Here is a 12,933-nt window from a genome sequence, read left to right as displayed (position 1 = left end):
CGAGCGACCATCGCATAGCTCAGGCCGCCCGGATACCAGCATTTCATGACGGACCATCCCGCCACGATCGAACGAATTTCCGGACCGCGACCCGTCGAGGCCGCGGCATCGCCTGCGATCGAACCCATTTCCGCGTCGCAGCCGATGGAAAAATCCATCTATGGATTCATCCTACGATACAGCCTCCGAGACCAGCTTGTCGTTCTGGCGCTGACCGCCCTCTCTCTGCCCTTCTACTATCTTTCGCTCGATCTGCCCAAGACGATCGTCAATGCCATCAACGGCAAGGGCCTGCGCGAGCATATCGCCGGCTGGCATTTCGACCAGACCAGCTATCTGGCCGTGCTATGCGGCCTGTTCCTGGCGCTCGTCATCGTCAATGGCGGGTTCAAATATTGGATCAACGTGCTGAAGGGCCGCCTGGGCGAGCGGATGCTGCGGCGCCTGCGGTTCGAGCTCTATCACCGCATCCTGCGCTTTCCCCTGCTGCAGTTCCGGCGGACCTCGCCGGGCGAACTCATTCCGATGATCACGTCCGAGGTCGAGCCGCTGGGCGGCTTCATCGGCGATGCCTTCGCGCTGCCGGCGCAGCAAGGCGGGACCCTGCTGACTGCCATCTTCTTCCTGTTCGTGCAGGATCCGGTGCTGGGTGCGGCGGCCGTGGCGCTCTATCCGCTGCAGGGCTACGTGATCCCCAAGCTGCAGCGCAAGGTCAATCAGCTGGGAAAACAGCGGGTGCGCACCATCCGGACGCTGGCCGACCGGGTCGGCGAGTCGGTCGGCGGCATCCAGGAGATCCACGCCAACGATTCGGCCCGGCTGCAGCTGGCCGATTTCGCCGAGCGGCTGGGTCGCATCTACGAGATCCGGTTCGAGATCTACCAGCGCAAGTTCTTCGTCAAATTCCTCAACAACATGATCAATCAGCTGACGCCGTTCTTCTTCTATTCGATCGGCGGCTACCTGGTGATCCGCGGCCAGCTGTCGTTCGGCTCGCTCGTGGCCGTGCTGTCCGCCTACAAGGACCTGGCGGCGCCCTGGAAGGAATTGCTGGATTTCTACCAGACCAAGGAAGACAGCCGGATCAAGTACGAACAGGTCGTCGAACAGTTCCAGCCGCCCGGCCTGATCGACCGCACGTTGCAGCTGACCGAGCCGGATACGATTGCGCACCTGACCGACGAGATCGCGATCACCGGCCTGAGCTACAGCGAGGACGACCGCGCGCATATCCTGGACGGCATCGACCTGACGCTGCCGCTCGGGCCCAAGATCGCGATCGTCGGCAACGGGACGTCCGGCAAGGGCGAACTCGCCATGCTGCTGGCCCGTCTGCTGGTTCCGACCGCCGGTCGCATCATGATGGGCGGCCAGGATTTAAACCAGCTGCCCTATGCGATCACCGGGCGGCGCATCGCCTATGTCGGCTCGACCGCCGGCCTGTTCGCCTCCAGCATCCGGGACAATCTGCTGTTCGGGCTGAAACACCGGCCCGTGGTGCGGCCGCAGTGCGATGCCGCGACGGCGAAGCGCCGGCAGAAGGTGCTGTTCGAATCGAGCCGGGCCGGCAATCTCGATTACGATATCCAGGCCGACTGGGTCGATTACGAGCGGGCCGCCATCGCGGAGCCGTCGGCCCTGACCCAGCGCCTGCTCGAAGTCGTGGGCATCGTCGACCTGGAGGACGACGTCTATCGCCTGGGCTTGCGCGGCCGGCTCAACGCCAAAGCCCGGCCGGAGGCCGCTGCGGGCTTCGTCGAAGCGCGCAAGGCCCTGGCCACGCAGCTGACCGAGGCGAGCATGGACCAGCTGGTCGAGCGGTTCGAGATCGACCACTACAACACCAACCTCTCGTTCGGCGACAACCTGCTGTTCGGCACACCGACCGATGCGACCTTCGCGTCGACGCACCTGGCCGAAAATCCCTACGTCCAGCAGGTCCTGGACAAGGTCGGGCTGACCCAGGACCTGATCGCGACCGGCCTCAAGGTCGCCGAGACCATGCTCGAACTGTTTGCCGACCTGGCGCCGGGCCACGAGTTCTTCGACCAATTCAGCTTCATTGCCCATGACGAGCTGCCGGATTACCGGGCGATCCTCAACCGGGTCACCTTGGCCGGCGTCGGCCGGCTGAAGGCCGCCGACCGGGTCAAGCTGATCGCGCTGCCGTTCCGCCTGGTCGAGACCCGGCATCGCCTGGGCCTGATCGACGAAGCGCTGCGGCTGCGTGTGGTCGAGGCGCGCGCGGTGTTCCGCGCCGATCTGCCCGACCCGTTGCGTTCCAAGATCGAATTCTTCGACCCGGACCGCTATAATGGTTCGGCGACGATCCTCGAGAACGTGCTGTTCGGCTCGGTCGCGTTCGATGCGGCGCAGGGTACGGCGCGGGTCCAGGTCCTGGTCACCCAGGTGCTCGACCGGATGGGTCTGTGTCCGATCGTCAGCGAGGTGGGCCTCGATTACCAGGTCGGCAGCGCCGGTTCGCGCCTGACCGCGACCCAGCGCCAGAAGGCGGCGATCGCGCGGGCGATGATCAAACGCCCGGACCTGCTGATCCTGAACGAGGCGGTGGCCGTGCTCGACCCGGCGGCGCAGCAGCAAATCCTGGCGGCGCTCCAGGAGCAATGCAAGGATGTGGCGATGATCGTGGTGCTGCAACGCGCCCGCTTCGCCCGCCATTTCGACCATGTCGTCGTGATGGAGGCCGGCCGGGTGGTCGAGCACGGCAGCTTCGTCGAACTCGATCGTCCCGAATCGTCGCTGACGCAGCTGATTGAGGCGGAAACATGAGCCTGCTCGAAGAAGTCGAAATGTTGCGTCGTGTCCCGTTGTTCGCCGACATCGAGCCGGCGAAGCTCAAGCTGATCGCGTTCACCAGCGAGCGGGTGACGTTCGACCCGGAACAATACGTGTTTCACCAGGGCGACATGGGCGATGCCGCCTATATCATCATGGAAGGCGATGCCGAGGTGCTGATCGACGGCCCGGGTGGTGCCCGTGCCGTGGCCCGGGTCGGCCGCAACGAATTCGTCGGAGAGATCGCGATCCTGTGCGACGTGCCGCGCACCGCGTCGATCCGCGCCCGGTCGCGGGTCGTCACCCTGCGCATTTCCAAGGAGCTGTTCTTCCGCCTGCTGACCGACTTTCCGAAGATGTCGCTCACCATCATGCGGGTGATCGCGCAGCGCCTGGAGAACACGACGGCCCAACTGCGCCGGGTGCTGGCAGAGAAGCAGGGGGCGGACGTCGAGCTCGCCAAACCCCATCCGGTCGAGGGTTGAGCGCATGAAGCGGTTCACCCTCGCTCTCGCCGCCCTGCTGGCGCTCGCGCCCTCCGCGCGCGCCGCCGATCCAATCGCCACCGATCCCAAAGTGCTGGCGGCGGTGCAGGGTCTGGAGCAGACCCTGGGCAGTGAAGTGGCCAAGCGCGGCTTCCCCGGCATGGCGGTCGCGGTGATCCATGACCAGACGCCGCTCTGGATCCATTCCTATGGCGAGGCCGACCACGCGGGTGGCGTGGCAGTGAGCGAGAACACGCAATTCCGCGTCGCCTCGATCACCAAGCTGTTCACCGCCGTCGCCATCATGCAGCTGCGCGATGCCGGGCTGCTGAACCTGGACGACCCGGTGCAGCTGCACCTGACGACGTTCCGCCTGGCCGGCGTGCCCCATCCGACGGTCACGATCCGCGAGCTGCTGCTGCAGCTGGGCGGCCTGCCGCGCGAACCGCTCGGCACCTCCTGGCAGGAGCGGGTCATGCCGTCCCGCGACCAGCTGATGGCTGACCTCGACCACCAGGAGCCGGCGATCCCGCCCGAGACCCAGTGGAAATATTCCAATCTCGGCTACGCCATCCTGGGCCAACTGGTGAAGGCGGTGTCGGACGAGCGGTTCGAGGATTACGTGCTGCGGCACATCGCCCAGCCGCTCGGCATGACCCATACCCTGGTCAATCCGCCGGAGGACTTGAAGGGCATCGCGGTCGGCTATGGCTATCGCCAGTCCGACGGCGCGCGCGCGCCGCGCGCCTTCATGAAAATGGGCGGCATGTATGGAGCGGCCGGCGTGATCTCGACCGCGGCCGACCTCGGGCGCTTCGCAGCCTTCTTCCTGTCCGAGGCGGACTCGCCGGTGCTGTCGGCGGCGACCCGGCGCGAGATGCTGCGTGCGCAGGCGGTGCTGCCCGACTGGTCGGGCGGCCAGGGCCTGGGTTTCGAAATCCGTCGCGTGGCCGGGCAGAGCCGGATCGGCCATGCCGGACGCGGTGCCGGCTATGCCGGCCGCCTCGACATCGATCCGGTCAGCAAGCTCGGCGTGATCGTGCTGATCAATGCCGATGAAAATGGCCCGACCCGCTTCGTCGACGAGGCGTTTTCCGCGCTGGTCGGGCCGGTCATGGCGGCGAGCGCGCTCGGCCGCCCGCCGGTCGTGGCCGATCCGGCCTGGTCGAAATTCGTCGGCCGCTACACGAACGAGGGCCGCGATTCGGAAATCGTGCTGGCCGACGGCCGGCTCGCCTGGCAGGACGCCGGCTTCAGCGATCCCGCCCACACCCGCATCCCGCTCGAGCCTGCCGGCGGCAACGTGTTCAAATTCACCGCCGGCGCGCTCGTCGGCGAGAAACTGATCTTCGACCTGGACCCGGCCGGCAAGGTCGTCTCCATGCACGCGGCCGGCAACACCGATCTCAGGAAGTAGCGGCTCGGATCAGCCCCGGCAGCTCGCGCATGTCGGCGAAGGTGGTCGTGGCGCCGGCGGCCATCAGGCGCGGTCCGTGGCTCGGCGGATCCCAGGCGGTCTGGGTGAAGCCCAGCACACGCATGCCGGCGGCGGCGGCTCCCGTCACGCCCGGTACACTGTCCTCGACCACCAGGCAGCGCTCGGGCGCGACACTCATGCGCCGGGCGGCATGCAGGAACAGATCGGGCGCCGGCTTGCCATGGGCGACCTCGACCGCGCTGAACACGTTCGGCGCGAAGGTGGGCCACAGCCCGATCTGGCTCAGGTAGCGCTCCAGCCAATCCGGGTTCGACGAGGACGCGACGCATTTCGCCTGCGGAATGGCGGCGACGGCGTCGCGCACGCCCGGTACCGCCAGATCCGGTCCGGCCGCGACGCAGGCGGCGAGAATGGTCTCCGCGACCCGCTCGTGAAAATCGGCCGGCAGGGTCACGCCATGTTCCTGCTCGAGCGTGCGATACATGTCGCGGAACGCGATGCCGGTGAAGCGGAGGGCGACCTCTTCTTCGCCGAGCGGAATGCCGGCGGCGGTGAAGGCGGCCGCATCGGCCGTCCAGCAATGCTGCTCGGTCCGGATCAGCACGCCGTCGCAATCGAAGATGACCAGGTCGATCGGGGCGGCACTCATGAACCGATGGTCACCGTGACCGGCGCATGGTCGGACGGCTGGACCCAACCGCGGACCGGCCGGTGGATCTCGGCCTTGGCCAGGCCCTCCATCAGGTCGGGCGTGACCCAGACATGGTCGAGCCGGCGGCCCTTGTCGGCGGCGTTCCAATCCTTGGCCCGGTAGCTCCACCAGGAATACAGCTTCTCGGCCGCGGGCGTGAAATGGCGGACCGCGTCGACGAAGCCGCCGGCCTGCTGCATCCGGTTCAGCTTGTCGACCTCGATCGGCGTGTGGCTGACCACGTCCAGCAGCGCCTTGTGCGACCAGACGTCATGCTCCAGCGGCGCGATGTTCAGGTCGCCGACCAGAACGGCCTTGCGCCGGTCGGTATGTTCGGCCAGCCAGGTCGTGACCTCGTCCAGGAATTGCAGCTTGTGGGCGAATTTGTCGTTCACCGCCGGATCGGGAATGTCGCCGCCGGCCGGAATGTAGAAATTATGCACCTCGGTGCCGTCGCCCAGCCGCGCCCAGATGTGCCGGCAATCCTCCTTGCCGCACCAGCCGCGCGAGCCCGACGCATCGCCGGTCGCGACGAACGGCAGGCGCGAGACGATGGCGACGCCGTTGTAGCTCTTCTGGCCGTGGATCATCTGGTGCTTGTACCCCGCCGCCGCGAGCGCCGCCGCGGGGAACGTGTCGTCGACCGTCTTGGTCTCCTGCAGGCACAGCACGTCCGTGTCCGATTCGGCGAGGAACCGCTCGACGTTGGCCAGGCGCAGGCGAACCGAATTGATGTTCCACGTGGCGATTTTCAAAGCAGCTGCTCCAGGCGGCGGACAGGGCGGCACAGCCGCGCAATCCACGCGCGGCCGTCCGTTCATGACAAAAAGAAGGGCGGTCAACCGATGGTGATTTCCAGGTCCGTCAGACCGTCGACATGGCCGACCAGCTTGTCGCCGCGCACGACGGCGGCAACGCCTTCCGGCGTGCCGGAATAGATCAGGTCGCCGGGGCACAGCTCCATCAAGGCCGAGAGGTAGGACACGCTCTCGGCGACCGACCAGATGAGGTCCGAGATGTCGCCGGTCTGCTTGGTCGTGCCGTTGACCTTGACCCAGATGGCGCCCTTGTCGATATGGCCGACGTCGCTTGCCTTGTGGATCGGCGCGATCGGGGCGGACTGGTCGAAGCCCTTGCCCATCTCCCACGGGCGGCCGGTCGTCTTGGCCTCGTTCTGCAGGTCGCGCCGCGTCATGTCCAGGCCGACGGCATAGCCGTAGACATGGTCCAGCGCGTCGGCGACCGGGATGTCCTTGCCCTGCTTGCCGATGGCCACCACCAGCTCGATCTCGTGATGCAGGTTCTTGGTCTTGGGCGGATAGGTCATCGTCGAATGGTTGGCCAGGATGCTGTCGGCCGGCTTCATGAAGAAGAACGGCGGCTCCCGATCGGGATCGGTGCCCATCTCGCGGGCATGGGCGGCATAGTTGCGGCCGACGCAATAGATCCGGCGCACCGGAAAGGGATCGCCGCCGACGACGGGAACCGTGACGAGGGCGGGGGCTGGAACGGCATAGGCCATGGAAACCTCTGGGCGAAAGCGGAACGGCGGCGCACGGGCGGCATGAAAGCATGGCGCCGGAGCAGCATCAACCAATGTCGGGTGCGAGCGCCTGCATCCGGGACCAAGCGGCGTCGATCCGGAGCAAAAGCAGGGGGCTGAAAAGGGTGACGCCCGGTCAGGGGGGATGACCGGGCGTCGGGGGGGTGAAGTGCCGTTGGGGGAGCCCGAGTTGGCAGGGGAACCAGTTCGGGTACAGGACAACGAGGTCCTCGATCACTTCATAAAAACATTTGGGGTGTCGCACCGCTGCAACAACTGCGCTTGTTGCATGCCGGGGGGCCTAGTCCTGCATGAAACCGATGGGTCGCTCCGGTGTTTACCCCCGATCCATCCCTTTCAGGCGGCGCGATCGATCCCCGCGCGACCGCGGGCCCGGCGCGCACAGGCCGCGCCAAAGGCCTCGAACAGCTTGACTGAAAACGCATTTTCGAGCGTGCGCCATTCCGGATGCCACTGTACGCCGACGACGAAATCGGCCCCTTCCAGCCGAACGCCCTCGATCTGCCCGTCCGGGGCCAGCGCTTCGGTGGCAAGGCCAGGCGCCGGGCGGTCGATGCCCTGGCCATGCAGTGAATTGACTTCCAGGCTGGCCGATCCGGCCAGGCGTTCGAACAATCCGCCCGGGACCAGCGTAACCGGGTGGACGATCCGGTATTTATGCTCGGCCGTGCCCACCTTGTCCGAACGATGGTCCATCCGGCCGGCGATCTCTTGCACCTCCTGATGCAGGCTGCCGCCCAGCGCCACGTTCAATTCCTGGTGCCCGCGGCAGATGCCCAGCACCGGCACGCGAGCCGCGACGGCGGCCCGGATCAGCGGCAGGGTCGTCGCATCCCGATCCGGGTCGATCAGGTTGTCGGCGGGCGGTGCCGGGCCATCGTAATGATGGGGCTCGACGTTGGACGGGCTGCCGGTCAACAGCAACCCGTCGAATCGACCGATCAGGTCGGTCAGATCGAGGCGATCGCCCAGGGCGGGGATCAGCACCGGCAGGCACCCGGCCGCCTCGAGCCCGGCCAGGATGTATTTCTCGCCGACCATGTGGATGGCATGCTGGTCGGACATCTGGCGGCAGCAGGGAATGGCGATCAGGGGCAGGGTCATCGGCGGATTCCGGTGTCGGTCGGTGGCGGTCGCGGACGATCAGCCGCGGTCGTGGGTATTGGTCGGAAGATAGAACATCTCGGGCTTCAGCGGCACGCCCTGACGCGGGTCGACCAGGGCCACGGTGGTCACGCGATGCTGCGGGTCGAGCACGATCCATTGTTTCAACACCAGCGGATCGTCCTGGAACACCAGCGTGATCCCGCCATTGCCGGGATCCTTGGTCTGGACGCAAGTGACGCGCAGGCTTTTCGGGCCGCGCTCGAACCGGGTCACGGTCACGTCGCCCGACAGCTTGATCGCCTCACGCAACAGGAACCAGACCGGCGTCGATTCGACCGGGAAGAACTGCACATTCTTCAGTTCCAGATCATCGACCGCGACGTAGTTGCCGTCCGACACGATGAACATCTGGACCGGGGGCTGATATTCGAACCGCAGCTTGCCGGGGCGCGACATGAACAGTTCGCCCTCGGCGGTCGAGCCGTCCGGGTTGGTCTGCTGAAACAGCGCCTGCATGGTCTTGATGCCGTCGAGATAGACCTCGACCCGCTTCAGGTCGGCCTGGTCCTGGGCCGTCAAGGTGGCGGCGACCGGTGCCGCGGCGAATGCCAGATGAGGCCCGATGGCGACCGCGAGCGCGATGAAGGCGGCGCCGCGCAACAGCGCCCGGCGGGATAGCGGCCTCGGGGTGGGCATGATGTCTCGACCGCTCCGATGATTCCGGGAAAGAGGGATGGGTGCCCCTGATTTGGCGGGCCGATTATGTCGATGCAAGGGCGATGTCGCCGACGGTCCGGGTCAGCGGGGCGGGGGCGCCAGCACTTCGCGCTTGCCGACATGGTTCGACTGGCTGACAACGCCCTCCTGTTCCATGCGTTCCATAATGCGCGCGGCCCGGTTGTAGCCGATCTGCAGATGGCGCTGGACGAAGCTGGTCGACGCCTTCTTCTCGCGCGTCACCAGCGCCACCGCCTTGTCGTAGAGGTCGTTGGAGCCATCGCCGCCGTCGCTGCCGGCCTCGGCCGCCGCCTCGCCGCCGTCGTCGCTCTGATCGTCCTCGGTCACTTCCTCGATATAGCTCGGCTGACCCTGGCTCTTCAGGAAATTGACCACGGCCTCAACTTCGCCGTCCGAGCAGAACGGACCGTGGACGCGGGTGATGCGGCCGCCGCCCGCCATGTACAGCATGTCGCCGCGGCCCAGCAGCTGCTCGGCGCCGGATTCGCCGAGGATGGTGCGGCTGTCGATCTTGGACGTGACCTGGAAGCTGATGCGGGTCGGGAAATTCGCCTTGATCGTGCCGGTAATGACGTCGACCGACGGGCGCTGGGTCGCCATGATGATGTGGATGCCGGCGGCGCGCGCCATCTGGGCCAGGCGCTGGATCGCGGCCTCGATGTCCTTGCCGGCGACCAGCATCAGGTCGGCCATCTCATCGACCACGACGACGATGAATGGCAGCGGATTGGAATCGAGCGCCTGGTCCTCGAACTGCGGCTCGCCGCTCTCCGGATCGAAGCCGGTCTGGATCCGCCGCGACAGGGCCTCGCCGCGTCCGCGCGCCTCGGCCAGCCGCGCGTTGTAGCCTTCGATGTTGCGCACGCCCAGCTTGGACATGGCGCGGTAGCGGTTCTCCATCTCCCGCACCGTCCATTTCAGCGCCACGACCGCTTTCTTCGGATCGGTCACCACGGGCGCCAGCAGATGCGGGATGCCGTCGTAGATCGACAGTTCCAGCATCTTCGGATCGATCATGATGAATTTGCACTGATCCGGCGGCATCCGGTACAGCACGGACAGGATCATGGTGTTGATGCCGACCGACTTGCCCGAGCCGGTCGTGCCGGCGATCAGCAGATGGGGCATCTTGGCGAGGTCGGCCACGATCGGCGCGCCGCCGATGTCCTTGCCCAGCACCAGGCTGAGCTTGGCCGACGAGCGCTCGTAGGCGTCCGATGCCAGCAACTCGCGCAGGTAGACCGTCTCCGACTTCGCGTTCGGCAGCTCGATGCCGATGACGTTGCGGCCAGGCACGACCGCGACGCGCACCGACACGGCGCTCATCGAGCGGGCGATGTCGTCGGCCAAGCCGATGACGCGCGAGGATTTGGTGCCGGGCGCCGGCTCCAGCTCGTACAGCGTGACGACCGGGCCGGGCCGGACCTTGACGATCTCGCCCTTGACGCCGAAATCCTCGAGCACGTTCAGCAGCAGCAGCGCGTTCTGCTGCAGCGCCTCTTCGTTCGGGCCGCTGAGGCCGCGGCTGGGCGGCACCGGTGCCAAGAGGTCGAGCGGCGGAAGGTCGTACTGGTTCTGCGGTTCCAGATCCAGGCTCGGCTGGCGCGATTGCTCGGCGCGCTTGGCGGGCAGGGGGGCGGCCGGCTTGGGCGCGACCACGCCGGGCGCCAGCTCGCGCCGGGTGCCCATCACAGGCTCGCGCGGTGCCGGATGATGGGTGCCGGGTTCGCCGAGCGTCGGCTCGCGCCGTTCGAGCGGTGCCGGCTGTTCGTCGCCGGACGGACGCCGGACCCGGATCGCCGGTTCACGCGGCACCCGCTCCACGCCCAGGCCACCGACCTGGCGCCGGCTCGAATCGGCCAGGCTGCGACCCCAGTTCCAGGTGAACAGCCCGACCTTGCCGCCGGCCTTGGCCACGACTTGGCCGCCCAGACGCGACGCGCTGGCCATCTTGCCGGCGCCCCGCCCGACCTCGCGCCATTCGCCGCGGGTCAGGCCCAGCACATAGATCAGGCCCAGCGACACCAGGCCACCGATCGCGGCGCCGACCGGGCCGGTCAGCGGGCCGAGACCGACCTTGAGCCAGAACAGCCGGCCGATGACGCCGCCCAGGCTGCCGGGCAGGATGCCGAGGCTGAGGGCGGCGGCGACCATCAGGACGGGCAGCAGGGTCAGGCGCAGCCAGACCCGGCGGATCGGCAATTGCAGCAGCAGGCGCAGCGACCAGATCGCCACGACCGTCGGCACCAGCACGCTCGCGACGCCGACGCTCTGGATCAGCACGTCGGCCAGGATGGCACCGGACTGGCCGCCGAAATTGGCCGGCACCCTGTCGACCGCCTGGTTCCACGACGGATCGCCATGGTCGTAGGTCGCCAGGATCAGGAACAGGATGATGCTGGCGACGAACATCGCGCCGCCCGCCAATTCGTTGGCGCGGCGGCGCAGGAATTCCTTCACGCCCGGATCGCGCGTCTTGTCCCGGGTCTTGTCGAGCGTGGCCGTCAGGTTGGCCATGGCGATCTTCACCGGCGGATCTCCCTCAGAGCGCACATCATCACAGGACCTGCGCCAACCGTTCGAGCGCCCCGGTCAAGGTCGCGTCGTCGTGGACCAGGGCGACCCGCAGGAAGCCGTCGCCCGGGTTATGGCCGCTCTCGTCGGGCACGCCGATATAGTTGCCGGGCAGGGCCTTGATCGCCGCCTCCTGCCACAGGCGCCGGGCCGCAGCCTCGCTGTCGCCGACCTCCAGCCACAGGAAGAAGCCCCCCTGCGGCCGGTAGAAACCGTGACGGCCGCCCAGAATCCGTTCGGCGATGTCGAATTTCGAGCGATAAAGCGCCCGGTTGGCCTCGACATGGGTCTCCTCGCGCCACAGCGCGGCGGCGCCGGCCTGGAGCGGCATCGGCACCTGCGCCGCACCGAAGCTGCGGAAGGTCTGGAAACGGGCCAGCAGCTTCTCGTCGCCGGTGACGAAGCCGCAGCGCAGGCCGGCGGCATTGGACCGCTTCGACAGGCTGTGGAATACCAGCACGTTGGCGAAGCCGTCGCCCAGCGCCTGGCAAGCCTCGAGCGCGCCGACCGGCGGCGCCTTATCCCAGATCTCCGAATAGCATTCGTCGACGACCAGGATGAAATCATACTCGCGGGCCAGCAGGATCGCCCGTTTCAGATAATCGAGGCCGGCGACGGCGCCCTGCGGGTTGGCCGGGCTGCACAGGAACGCGAGCGAGGTCCGCTCCAGGGTCGCCGGCGGGATTGCATCGAAATCGGGCAGGAAGCCGGTCGCCCGGGTCGCCGGCATCGGCTGGATCTCGGCGCCCGCCATGGCGGCCGCGCCGCGATAGACCAGGTAAAACGGGTTCGGCAGCAGCACGACCGGCTTCCGGCCGGTCTCGACCTGCGGCACCGCCAATTGGGTCGCGAGATAGAGCCCTTCCTTGGTGCCGCACAGGATCAGCGCATGGCGCGCCGGATCGAGTGCGCCGGGCTTCAGGCGATAGCGACGCGTCAGCCACTGGGTGACCGCCAGGCGATATTCGTCGGTGCCGGTGACCGGCGGATAGCGGTTCCACAGATCGCCGTTCGCCGTGATGGTCTCGGCCAGAAACGCCGGCGGCGCATGCTGGGGTTCGCCGACCGACAGCAGCACGGGCCGCTCGTTGGCGCGCGGCGTGATCGGTGCCAGCAGCGCATTCAGTCGCGTGAACGGATTCTCGCCGAGCCGGTCAAGGCGCTCGTTGATCAACACTCATCCCTCTCGATCGGGCAAGACGTGCCGCATCGACTGCAAGTCGAATCACAGCCCTAGCCCAGACTCTTCAAGGGGATTCTAAAGCCAAAGCCGGAAACTGGCGAGACGAAAATCGGCGCCCCTGCCGTAGCGGGGGCGCCGATCATCACACTTCTGGGGTCCAGGGACAGGACCGGAGGGGAGTTCCGTTACTGGATCGTCTCGCCATGCAAGGCCAGATCGAGCCCATCGCGCTCGATTTCCTCGTCGACGCGCAGGCCCATGACGATGTCGAGGACCTTGAGGATGACGAAGCTTGCGATGGCGCAATAGACGACGGTGAAGGCGATGCCCTCGAGCTGGGTCAGGATCTGGCCCGGG

General features: G+C 67.0%; 11 protein-coding genes. 3 read left to right on the top strand and 8 right to left on the bottom strand.

Translation table 11 applies throughout. The features are described from left to right. Positions 1 to 45: 45 nt before the first annotated feature. From VGV37_RS24510 to VGV37_RS24500, 3 genes are read left to right on the top strand one after another with little or no spacing between them, the layout of a single operon-like run. On the top strand, positions 46 to 2,790 hold the full coding sequence (locus tag VGV37_RS24510) for an ABC transporter ATP-binding protein (RefSeq protein ID WP_326882414.1): 2,745 nt from the start codon (positions 46 to 48) through the stop codon (positions 2,788 to 2,790). Then, positions 2,787 to 3,281, top strand: a complete 495-nt coding sequence (locus VGV37_RS24505; protein ID WP_326882413.1) for a cyclic nucleotide-binding domain-containing protein — start codon at positions 2,787 to 2,789, stop codon at positions 3,279 to 3,281. Before VGV37_RS24510 ends, VGV37_RS24505 begins: the two co-directional genes overlap by 4 nt. 4 nt (positions 3,282 to 3,285) lie before the next feature. Then, positions 3,286 to 4,698 (top strand): serine hydrolase domain-containing protein, encoded by a 1,413-nt coding sequence (locus tag VGV37_RS24500; protein WP_326882412.1) that lies wholly within the window; start codon positions 3,286 to 3,288, stop codon positions 4,696 to 4,698. Here VGV37_RS24500 and VGV37_RS24495 read toward each other — a convergent pair. The 8 genes from VGV37_RS24495 to VGV37_RS24460 all read right to left on the bottom strand — a co-directional run bounded on the left by VGV37_RS24495 (position 4,688) and on the right by VGV37_RS24460 (position 12,920). Then, entirely contained in the window at positions 4,688 to 5,368 is a 681-nt protein-coding gene (locus tag VGV37_RS24495) for an HAD-IA family hydrolase (protein WP_326882411.1), read from the bottom strand. The two genes, VGV37_RS24500 and VGV37_RS24495, sit on opposite strands and share 11 nt — an antisense overlap. Next, positions 5,365 to 6,165 (bottom strand): exodeoxyribonuclease III, encoded by an 801-nt coding sequence (xth, locus tag VGV37_RS24490; RefSeq protein WP_326882410.1) that lies wholly within the window; start codon positions 6,163 to 6,165, stop codon positions 5,365 to 5,367. The genes VGV37_RS24495 and xth overlap by 4 nt, the downstream gene beginning before the upstream one ends. A gap of 83 nt (positions 6,166 to 6,248) precedes the next feature. Then, the gene (locus VGV37_RS24485; protein WP_326882409.1) at positions 6,249 to 6,932 is read right to left on the bottom strand and encodes a fumarylacetoacetate hydrolase family protein; all 684 of its coding nucleotides are present in this window, start codon (positions 6,930 to 6,932) and stop codon (positions 6,249 to 6,251) included. Positions 6,933 to 7,310: 378 nt separating this feature from the next. After that, positions 7,311 to 8,078 (bottom strand): gamma-glutamyl-gamma-aminobutyrate hydrolase family protein, encoded by a 768-nt coding sequence (locus tag VGV37_RS24480; protein ID WP_326882408.1) that lies wholly within the window; start codon positions 8,076 to 8,078, stop codon positions 7,311 to 7,313. Between the two features lie 39 nt (positions 8,079 to 8,117). Next, positions 8,118 to 8,777, bottom strand: a complete 660-nt coding sequence (locus tag VGV37_RS24475; RefSeq protein ID WP_326882407.1) for an outer membrane lipoprotein carrier protein LolA — start codon at positions 8,775 to 8,777, stop codon at positions 8,118 to 8,120. A 102-nt stretch (positions 8,778 to 8,879) separates the two neighbouring features. Further along, on the bottom strand, positions 8,880 to 11,336 hold the full coding sequence (locus tag VGV37_RS24470) for a DNA translocase FtsK (RefSeq protein ID WP_326882430.1): 2,457 nt from the start codon (positions 11,334 to 11,336) through the stop codon (positions 8,880 to 8,882). A gap of 40 nt (positions 11,337 to 11,376) precedes the next feature. Next, positions 11,377 to 12,570 (bottom strand): aminotransferase class I/II-fold pyridoxal phosphate-dependent enzyme, encoded by a 1,194-nt coding sequence (locus VGV37_RS24465; protein WP_326882406.1) that lies wholly within the window; start codon positions 12,568 to 12,570, stop codon positions 11,377 to 11,379. Positions 12,571 to 12,761: 191 nt separating this feature from the next. Next, positions 12,762 to 12,920: a hypothetical protein gene (locus VGV37_RS24460; RefSeq protein WP_326882429.1), complete on the bottom strand. Its 159-nt coding sequence runs from the start codon at positions 12,918 to 12,920 to the stop codon at positions 12,762 to 12,764. Between the last annotated feature and the right edge of the window lie 13 nt (positions 12,921 to 12,933).

The organism is Aliidongia sp., assembly GCF_035943795.1.
Taxonomy (GTDB): domain Bacteria; phylum Pseudomonadota; class Alphaproteobacteria; order ATCC43930; family CGMCC-115725; genus Aliidongia.
This window is presented reverse-complemented; position numbering and strand designations above follow the sequence as displayed.